This is a genomic window from Paracoccus sp. (in: a-proteobacteria) (assembly GCF_046289755.1).
Lineage (GTDB): Bacteria > Pseudomonadota > Alphaproteobacteria > Rhodobacterales > Rhodobacteraceae > Paracoccus.
The window spans coordinates 39,104-46,379 of record NZ_JBKBVD010000030.1 but is presented as its reverse complement, the minus strand read 5'-3'; the positions used below and the strand labels follow the sequence as shown (position 1 = coordinate 46,379).

General features: G+C 65.5%; 8 protein-coding genes. 4 read left to right on the top strand and 4 right to left on the bottom strand.

Translation table 11 applies throughout. From position 1 onward, the window contains the following. Together ACK41U_RS12230 and nth are read right to left on the bottom strand one after the other, a co-directional pair. A partial coding sequence (locus tag ACK41U_RS12230; protein WP_409680452.1) for an adenosine kinase occupies positions 1–727 on the bottom strand: 727 nt, incomplete at its 3' end. Then, positions 724–1,386, bottom strand: coding sequence for an endonuclease III (nth, locus tag ACK41U_RS12225; RefSeq protein WP_409680450.1), 663 nt, complete (start codon positions 1,384–1,386; stop codon positions 724–726). The genes ACK41U_RS12230 and nth, both read right to left, overlap by 4 nt. A 220-nt stretch (positions 1,387–1,606) precedes the next feature. On the opposite strand from nth, the gene ACK41U_RS12220 reads away from it, so the two are divergent. The 3 genes from ACK41U_RS12220 (at position 1,607) to ACK41U_RS12210 (ending at position 3,916) form a co-directional block, all read left to right on the top strand. Next, positions 1,607–2,290 (top strand): OmpA family protein, encoded by a 684-nt coding sequence (locus ACK41U_RS12220; protein ID WP_409680447.1) that lies wholly within the window; start codon positions 1,607–1,609, stop codon positions 2,288–2,290. 125 nt (positions 2,291–2,415) lie between these two features. Continuing rightward, entirely contained in the window at positions 2,416–3,183 is a 768-nt protein-coding gene (locus ACK41U_RS12215) for a FadR/GntR family transcriptional regulator (protein ID WP_409680444.1), read from the top strand. A gap of 154 nt (positions 3,184–3,337) precedes the next feature. Next, on the top strand, positions 3,338–3,916 hold the full coding sequence (locus tag ACK41U_RS12210; RefSeq protein WP_409680441.1) for a hypothetical protein: 579 nt from the start codon (positions 3,338–3,340) through the stop codon (positions 3,914–3,916). Positions 3,917–4,048: 132 nt separating this feature from the next. Here ACK41U_RS12210 and ACK41U_RS12205 read toward each other — a convergent pair whose 3' ends face one another. Both ACK41U_RS12205 and ACK41U_RS12200 read right to left on the bottom strand, forming a co-directional pair. Beyond that, a complete protein-coding gene (locus ACK41U_RS12205) occupies positions 4,049–4,666 on the bottom strand; it encodes a hypothetical protein (protein WP_409680438.1) in 618 nt (205 codons plus the stop codon). Positions 4,667–4,794: 128 nt separating this feature from the next. Next, complete coding sequence (locus ACK41U_RS12200; protein WP_409680435.1) at positions 4,795–5,907, bottom strand: anhydro-N-acetylmuramic acid kinase; 1,113 nt, start codon at positions 5,905–5,907, stop codon at positions 4,795–4,797. 60 nt (positions 5,908–5,967) lie between these two features. Here ACK41U_RS12200 and tyrS point away from each other — a divergent pair, with 60 nt between their 5' ends. Further along, positions 5,968–7,212 carry a tyrosine--tRNA ligase gene (tyrS, locus tag ACK41U_RS12195; RefSeq protein WP_409680432.1) on the top strand — a complete coding sequence of 415 codons (1,245 nt, stop codon included), beginning with the start codon at positions 5,968–5,970 and terminating at the stop codon, positions 7,210–7,212. Positions 7,213–7,276 lie beyond the last annotated feature (64 nt).

Sequence of the window (7,276 nt, the reverse complement as noted above, 5' to 3'; positions counted from 1 at the left end):
CTTCCAGATCCTCGACCTGATAGAGCGCGCACCATTCCTGCCGGTTGCCGATCACATAATCCATCGGCCCCGCGACCAGACGACGGAAATCCTCGCGGTGCCGGTCGACACAGAACGGGTCTGACAGCGCGATCCCCGCCTGACCGCCCGCCGCATGGCAGGCCTCGGCGGCTTTCAGGAACGCCTGCTTGCCCTTGGGCTTGTCGAACAGATAGCCCTCCAGAAACAGCCAGCCCGCGCCCTGAAACACCGCCGGGTCCACGTCATCGGCGCCCAGTTCGGCGGAAATCCCCAGATAGGTGTTCATCGACCGCTCGCCATCCGGCGTCACAAAGATGATCGTGCGCGAGCTGGGCAGCGACGCCCCCGTGACCGGCGCGTTGACGAAGCGCGTCCCCGCCGACTCGGTCTGGCTGGCGTAAAGCCGCCCGATCTCGTCATCGGCCACACAGCCGATAAAGGCGGTGCGCAGCCCCATCGCGCCCAGACCGGCCAGCGTGTTGGCGACGCTGCCCCCGGCCAGCATCCGCGCCTGCGCGTGCCGGGGGGAATGGTCATCGGCCTGCACGGCCAGCAGATATTCCGACCGCTCGCGGTCGATCAGCTGCATGATGCCCTTGGTGATGCCCAGGCTCTCCAGCCGCGCCTCTTCGGTCGGCGCAATGATGTCCATGACGGCATTGCCGATTCCGACGATATAGGGGCCAGTCTGGCTGGAAAGGGTCATGCGGTCTTCTCCTCAAAGGGGCACAGATCGTTGATGGGGCAGATCGCGCAGCGGGGCCTGCGCGCCTGACAGATATAACGCCCATGCAGGATCAGCCAGTGATGCGCATGGGTCTGGAAACGGGCGGGCACATTGTCCTCGACGGCGCGCTCGACCTCATCGACATCGCGGCCCGGCGCGATCCGGGTGCGGTTGCCGACGCGGAAGATATGCGTGTCCACGGCCTGCGCGGGATGGCCGAAGGCGGTCGACAGGACCACATTCGCGGTCTTGCGCCCCACGCCGGGCAGCGACATCAGCGCGGCGCGGCTGTCGGGCACGGCGCCGCCATAGTCCTCGACCAGAATCCGCGACAGGGCGATGACGTTCCTGGCCTTCTGCCGGAACAGGCCGATGGTGCGGATATGTTCGGTCACCCCCTCGACCCCCAGTTCCAGCATCTGCGCCGGGCTGGAGGCGACGGCAAACAGCCCCCGCGTGGCGCGGTTCACCCCCACATCGGTCGCCTGCGCCGACAGGGCCACCGCGACAACCAGCGTGAAGGGGTTCAGGAATTCCAGTTCGGTCTCGGGCGCCGGAGCAGCACTTGCCAGCCGCGAAAAGATCGCGACCTGATCGCCGAAAGGCAGCGCAGACGGGATGCGGGACATAGGGGCCATGACAGCCCCGCTTGTCGCCTCACCGGCGCGGCATTGCAAGCGCCTGACGCGATTCCGCTTAACGCGCGCCCCTCTGCATGCTTCACCAAAGTTTGCCTTTTCTTTCAGCGGGAACTGCGACAGCGTGACGCGCGTTACAGCATGGGCCGGAATCGGTACCTGGCTGTCCACTTCGGCGGCGCCGTGACGCGCCCGCCTCATGACAAGGAAAGGGAGCCGCATGAAACTCCGCAGCACCACCATCGTCGCCGTATCGGCCCTCATGGTCCTCGGCGCCTGCGCCCAGCCCGGCATGAACGGGACCGGCACCGGCACCGGCACCGCCACCGGCATGAGCCGCACCCAGCAGGGCGCCCTTGCCGGCGCCGCTCTGGGCGCGCTTTATGGCGGCACGCGCGATGACGACAGCAACAATCAGGGCCGCGACGCCGCACGCGGCGCCATTGTCGGGGCCGCCGTCGGCGCGGTCGCGGGCAATATTCTGGACCGTCAGGCCCAGGCGCTGCAGCAGTCGCTGAGCAACCCCAACATTCAGGTGATCAACCACGGCTCTTATCTGCAGGTCGTGATGCCCGACGGCATCCTCTTTGCGACGAACTCGGCCGCCGTGTCGGGCCCGGCGCAGCAGGATCTCTACGCCGTCGCGCGCAACCTGAACCAGTATCCCAACAGCCGCGTCGAGGTGATCGGCCATACCGACAACACCGGCACCGTGGCCATCAACCAGGATCTGTCGCAGCGCCGCGCGCAATCGGTCGCGGGCATCCTTGCTGCGGCTGGCGTGAACCAGGGCCGCCTGTCGGCCGCCGGTCGCGCCGCCACCCAGCCGGTCGCCTCGAACGACACCGCACAGGGCCGCGCGCAGAACCGCCGGGTCGAGATTCTGATCCGCCCGACGCAGTAACCACGACAGTCAAAGGGGCCGGGTCACACCGGCCTCTTTTGTTGGCCCCTTTTGTTGGCCCCTTCGTTTTTTCGCGACCCCGGCCCATATGGCTGGAACTGGCCTTTCCCGAACCGGTGCCTGCCATGCCCTATGAAAAGATCGACGCCGGCAAATTGTCGCTGTCCGTCATCCGCCAGATCGAATCCCTGATCCTGCAAGGCGTGTTGCGCCCCGGCGAACGCCTGCCCGCCGAACGCGATCTGGCCGAGCGGATGGGCGTCAGCCGCCCCTCCCTGCGCGAGGCGCTGGCGCAGATGCAGACCGACGGGCTGCTGACCGCCCGCCCCGGCCACGGCATCTTTGTGGCCGAGGTTCTGGGCAGCGCCTTTTCCCCCGCGCTGGTGCGCCTGATCGCGCGCCACCCCCGCGCGGCGGATGATTTCCTGAAATTCCGCAAGGATCTTGAGGGGCTGGCCGCCGAACGCGCCGCCCGTCAGGCGGGCGAGACCGACCTCGAAGTTCTGGACCGCATCGTCACCGCCATGCGCCACGCCCATGCCACCGGCAATCCCGAGGCCGAGGCGGCGCTGGATGCCGATTTCCACATGGCCATCGTCGAGGCCAGCCACAATGTCATTGCGCTGCACATGATGCGCGCGATGCAGGACCTGCTGCGTCAGGGGATGCTGTTCAACCGGCCCCGCATCTTTGCCCGCTCGGACCTGCGCGACCGCATTCTGGACCAGCACGCCGCCATCAACGCCGCCCTTCAGGCCCGCGACGGCCAGCGCGCCCGCGCCGAGCTGGAGGCGCATCTGGACTGCGTGGCCCAGGCCCTTGCCGCCCAACGCCAGAGCGACGAGCAGGACCATCTGGCCCGCCTCCGCCTGCGCAACCGCCCGGAAGAGTGAGCGGGGGCGGGACGTTGTGGTGGGTGTGGCGTGGCTGAAAGGGTGAAGGGGCGTTGGTTTGAGCCCATGTCCGACAGTCGCAATCTACCTCTAGCATTCCCTATTAGGATACGCTTTGCTGGAGTCTGCATAAGCTGCGGAGTTGCAGAGAACTATGATTGATAGGGCAGGTAAACTGAAACGGCGCTTGCGGATTATGGCGCTTGTCTTTTACGCCAGCGCGCCAGTCCAAGCGTGGGGAAGTTGCATTTCAGCGGTAGATTTACTTGCCCAAAACGGGCGATTTGAAGAAGAGCCCTGCAATGTCTTCGATGCCCTCTATATCCACAACAACATCGTCAAGATCGACTATACCGGATACCCTTTGCCGGATGAAGCTGGGGCGGTCGGCCTAGCTGTCCAGATGTTTGTTTTTCGGAGGGAGAATCTAGATACGAAGGACGGTATAGTCGATCACTTGATCGCGGCCGTGCCAGATCTGAAGACGTTGGATGAAGAGCGCTACCAAGCCTATTCAGCCTATATCATGTTCAATTACGGCTATCATGCAAATGACAGTCAAGATCGCACGGGTGCACTCAATCCAGCACTAATTAGCGCAATGCAGGGGACACGCTTCGAAAGCCTGAACGAGATCATCTGTTTTGTAGAGCTTGATGTGCCCTCAGTGCCAATTGATCAGGTGGTAATATCGTCGAGATACATGCACCAGTGCCAGACGCCGGCGGGGTGACCCATCTATCAATGACCGCTTCGCCCCGCACAGCAGACTTCGCCCACATGCCCCCTTGACGACCCCTCCCCCAACAGAAAAAGCCCCGCCAATATGGCGGGGCCCTTCCTGTCTCGTGAGGACAGATCGTGATCAGTTCATCACGGTGTCTTCGTCAAACTCCGGCAGCGCTTCCAGTTCTTCCTGGGTGTAGTTGGTTGCCAGAACGACATCGTCACCGAACTGCGCGATATGCAGCATCTCGCGGTCCAGCAGCACGGTGTGCGTGCCAAGGCCAAGGAAGCCGCCGATATCAGCCACATAGCCGACCAGTTCGCCATCGGTGGTCATCACCAGATCCGAGACGTTGCCGATCTCGTTCCAGTCGCCCGGAACCGCATCGCCGGTCGCATCGGTCCATTGCGTGGTCGAGGGCTGATTGGTCGTGTAGACCGGACGGTCGGCCAGCCAGGACGAGGTGATCCCGCGGTTCTCAGCCGACAGGGCCATGCCGTGCGCCTGATCGCCATAGGCGCCATCAGCGGCCATCCCGTCAGTTGCAATCCCGTTTGCGGGCGCCATCGTACCATCAGCCGGGGCCATGGTGCCGCCAGCCGGAGCCATGGTGCCATCAGCAGGGGCCATGGTGCCGGTCGTGTCAGCCGGAGCGGTCTGCATGGTATCTGCGGGCGCTTCGGTCGTTGCTGCATCCTGCGCAAAAGCGGGCGTGGTCAGAGCAATCGCGGCGGCCGTGATCATCAGACGTTTCATATGGGGTCTCCTTCGAAACTGTTTCGCCAGAGTTGTTCACTCCGGCATCGACAGCACAACACCCGCCTTTCGCCGGACGTTCCCCTGATAAAGATCAACACATATTGAGAAGAAATCCTGGAACATTCTCAGCCCGCCGTCCCTGCGCGCGGATGGCTGATCCTGCCGCCGCAGACGGGGTCGGGCACAGCCGTCGTGCCGGGGGCCGAGGTCGGCAGGCCCCGCATCACCCGCACCGCCAGCCAGCCGAAGGCCTGCGCCTCCAGCATGTCGCCGTCCAGCCCGACCGCCTCGACCGGCGCCACCGGCATGGGCAGCGCCGCAGCCAGCGCCGCCATCACCGCGCCGTTGTGCCGACCCCCGCCGCAGACCAGCAGGCATTGCGGGGCGGCGGGCATCCACCTCATCCCGGCTGCCACCGACTGCGCCATGACCGCCACCAGCGTCGCTGCAGCATCCGCATCGGACAGCGCCGCCACCATCGCAGGCAGCGCCGCAAAATGGTCGCGGTCCAGTGATTTGGGCGGGGCGCGGTCAAACCACGGATCGGCCAGAAACCGCGCCAGCGCGTCCGCATCGGCCCGCCCCGACCGCGCAAGACGCCCGCCCTCATCGCGGCTGTGGCCAAGGCGCTGGCGCATCAGGTCGTTCAGCGGCGCATTGGCGGGGCCGGTGTCAAAGGCCAGACAGGCGCCCGGCGCCTCGGGCGCCGTCGCCTGAGGGTCCAGCCAGGTGATATTGCCGACGCCGCCCAGATTGAGAAAGGCCACGGGCGCAGGCTCCAGCGCGCCCCGGTCCAGCGCCCACCGCGCGCAGGCCCAGTGAAAGAACGGCGCCAGCGGCGCACCCTCGCCGCCCCGGCGCACGTCCTCGCTGCGGAAATCCCAGACCACCGGGCGCCCGGTGCGCACAGCCAGCCGCGTGCCGCTGCCCGCCTGATGCGTGCCGCGCCCATGGGGATCATGCGCCAGCGTCTGACCGTGATAGCCGATCACCCCGGCCTCGGGGAACTCGGTCGCCAGCGCGGCATGGGCATCTTCCGACAAAGCCGCCGCCGCCGCCACGCCCGGCTCACCCGGCCAGCGGCCAAGCGCCGCGTGCAGCACCGCCGCCTCATTGCCCGAGGTGGCGCGGAACCCGCAGCGCCCGAAACCCCCGATCCGCACGCCGTCAGTGTCGATCAGCGCCGCGTCTACCCCATCCATCGAGGTGCCCGACATCATCCCCAAAGCCCGGATCATCGCGCCTTTTCCTTTGCCCATGGGCCGGGTATATCGCGGCCATACAGAAGGAAACAGCCCATGACCTATGCCCCCAAGTCCGATTTCCTGACCGTGATGCGCGAGCGCGGCTATATCGCCGACTGCACGGACTATGAGGGGCTGGACCGGGCGCTGCTGGCCGGGCCGGTCACCGCCTATATCGGCTATGACGCGACGGCGGCCAGCCTGCATGTCGGCCATCTGCTGAACATTATGATGCTGCGCCACTTCCAGAAGACCGGCAACCGCCCCATCACGCTGATGGGCGGCGGCACCACCAAGGTCGGCGATCCGTCATTTCGCAGCGATGAACGCCCGCTGCTGGACGATGCCGCCATTCAGGCCAATATCGACGGCATGGGGCAGGTCTTTGCCCGCTATCTGGATTACGGCCCGGACGGCGCCACCATGCTGAACAATGCCCTTTGGCTGGACGACCTGAACTATCTGGCCTTTCTGCGCGAGATCGGGCGCCATTTCAGCGTCAACCGGATGCTGTCCTTTGAATCGGTGAAATCCCGGCTGGATCGTGAACAGTCGCTGTCCTTCCTCGAATTCAACTACATGATCCTGCAAGCCTATGATTTTCTTGAGCTGAACCGCCGCCATGGCTGTCAGCTGCAGATGGGCGGCTCGGATCAATGGGGCAATATCGTCAACGGCATCGACCTGACCCGCCGCGTCGATGACCGGCAGGTCTGGGGCCTGACCTCGCCGCTGCTGACCACCAGCGACGGGCGCAAGATGGGCAAATCGGCGGGCGGCGCCACATGGCTGAACGGCGAGATGCTGTCGCCCTACGAGTTCTGGCAGTTCTGGCGCAACTCGACCGACGCCGATGTGGGCCGGTTCCTGCGTCTGTATACCGAACTGCCGCTGGCAGAATGCGCCCGGCTGGAGGCGCTTGGCGGGTCCGAGATCAACCACGCCAAGATCCTGCTGGCCAATGAGGTCACCACGCTGCTGCATGGCGCGGATGCCGCCGCACGGGCCGAGGCGACCGCGCGCGAGGTCTTTGAACAGGGCGGCGCCGGGGGCGATCTTGAGGTGGCGCTGATCGCCGCGGATGCGCTGGACGGTGGCCTGTCGATCGTGCAGGCGCTTGTGCAGTCGGGGCTGGCCCCCTCGGGCAAAGAGGTCAAGCGCCTGATTGCCGAGGGCGGTCTGCGCCTGAACAACGAGCCTGTGACCGACGCGCAGCTGATGCTGGATGCGGGCATGATCGGCGACGGGCTGAAGGTCTCGGTCGGCAAGAAAAAGCACCGGATGCTGCGGATCGGCTAGGTCCGCCACCCGCCACCCGCCGAGCAGACATAACGGTGCAGACATGGCAGTGTATCATGCGCTG